The 1,974-nt window shown below is 57.3% G+C and carries 2 protein-coding genes; both read right to left on the bottom strand.

Annotated elements, in window-relative coordinates:
* Positions 1–256: 256 nt before the first annotated feature.
* The gene (locus HGB41_RS23125) at positions 257–1,492 is read right to left on the bottom strand and encodes a M20/M25/M40 family metallo-hydrolase (RefSeq protein WP_171088666.1); all 1,236 of its coding nucleotides are present in this window, start codon (positions 1,490–1,492) and stop codon (positions 257–259) included.
* A 286-nt stretch (positions 1,493–1,778) separates the two neighbouring features.
* On the bottom strand, positions 1,779–1,974 hold a 196-nt coding region (locus HGB41_RS23300), incomplete at its 5' end, for a hypothetical protein (protein WP_212761078.1).

Raw genomic sequence — 1,974 nt, forward strand, 5'->3', positions numbered from 1 at the left:
CCGAACAGGACCGTGAAACGACTTTGCGCCGATGATAGTGCTGCAACCAGTGTGAAAGTAGGTTATCGTCAGGCTAGTTATAAGAGAAAGCCCGTCCAGTGATCTGGACGGGCTTTTTTGCGTCTAAGTTCAGACGTGGCCCGTGAATGCGCACTGCGCATTCTTACTCCGGGTGGGTTTTTTTTGCGATTACGTCGCTTGTATAGCGCACGAACCAGGCTAGTTAATCATTGGCCGGTTCCAGCTTTGGGCCCCTTCATCGGTTGCGCCGCAATTCCCCTGAAAGCTCCACCATATAAGCCGCAGCCAGGCGTGCGAACTTCAGCGCGTGCGCAGTCTGCCCGCCCGAGTTGGCAAAGGTATCCCTGGCAGTGTGGATGTACGGATTATCGCGCGCAAACGACGACTCGAACGGCATCGATGCCGGGTAGCCCTGGGCGTGCCAGCTTGCGTGGTCCGAGCATCCATAGCCGCATTTGTCATAGCCGACCTTCAATCCAGGCAGATAGACGCTGGCAAGCTGGGCGATGAAGGCATTCTGCTGGGCGTTCGTGTAATCGGTGAACAAATAGATGTCATTGGCCGCGCCCTTGTAATTGGTCATATCGAGTTGCAGCACACCCGCAACCTGTCGCCCGGCCTGTTTGAACTGGCGCGCGATGTCCTCGGATCCCCGTAGTCCTACTTCTTCCGCTGCATACGCAATGACCTGAATTGTCCTGCGCGGCCGGTAGCCAGTTTCAATGATCGCCCGCAGCGCTTCGGTCATGCTTGCAACGCCGGATGCATCGTCATCCGCTCCTGGTGCCCGCGCCGTGTCGCTCATGCCGAAGCCAAGAATGGAATCGAGATGCGCGCCGACCACCACGGTTTCATAGGCCAGGTCCGTGCCTGCGATGGTCAAAGTCACGGACTGCTGCGGGTAGCCTTTGTGGGCAACCTGGGCAACCGAGATATCTTCCCTGCCGGCGCCCAACTCGCGCCATGCCGACAGGAGCCAGTTCGACGCGTCGACGCCGGACCGGCTCGCGTAATAGCGATTGATAAAAGCGCTCAGGGTCAATACAGTCGCCTCAATATTCTTCTCCTGCATGTTCGCCAGCATGGGCTCGACCAGTTCACGCTGGCTGATTACATACGAACGCAGCGCCGGTTCCACCTGGCGCCAGGCGAGGGCGGCACGCGCTTCGGCCTCGGTCGCGTGATACATGAAGCCGCCGCATTGGCCTATCCGCTGGTGGATGGCTCCGGCAACCGCCGTAAGCCGGCCTTCGTCCATCACGACCGCATTTACCTTTTCCGACGTATCGCCCGAACTGAGCTGGCGGGTGGCGATCGACACCATATCGGGAGCGAAGCTCTTCGCCTGCCGAAAGGCAGCGTCGCCGATCGTGATCCACGCCCGCTTCTTCGCCGGCGGTCCCGCGGCCGCGCCAAGATGGGAAAAAAGCGTCAAGAAAAGGCAGAGCTTGAGCAGGCCGGTTGTATTCATGATTCCCTCTGGGCTGGGCAGATAAAAATGCTAGCAGTCCGTACTGAGCTGTCGTTTGCCGCAACTCAATATCTTCAGATAAATCCGACCGGGACGCAGCCATCGCTCTACAGCTTTGATTAAGTCGCTGCGTGATCAGTGCGGGGGGCCACCGAGGCCGGGCTAGAATTTTCAAACCGCACTATTGCGAGAGGAATATCACGCGGCCCCTTGCGGCGAGCGTATGACTTTGTTATAGTTCGCCTCCGCTTCGGCACCGACCGAAAACGTTAAGGTAATCAAGTGCTTACCAAGACGAGGTCCGCAGGAAAATCTGCAACGAAGCGAAACGAAGGGGTTGACGAGTTAGGCGAAACACTGCATACTCTCGCTTCTCTGCTGCTGACGAACACAACGCTTCGTCAAGTGCAGCAAGGCAGTACCAAACAAAGTTCTTTAAAAATTTACAGTCGATAAGTGTGGGCGTTTGATGAAGGTGCCAA

It is taken from the genome of Telluria aromaticivorans (assembly GCF_013003915.1).
Classification (GTDB): Bacteria; Pseudomonadota; Gammaproteobacteria; order Burkholderiales; family Burkholderiaceae_D; genus Telluria; species Telluria aromaticivorans.

Excerpts from the sequence above, each read along its gene's own strand:
- HGB41_RS23125 (WP_171088666.1), bottom strand. The coding sequence starts at position 1,492 with ATGAATACAACCGGCCTGCTCAAGCTCTGCCTTTTCTTGACGCTTTTT.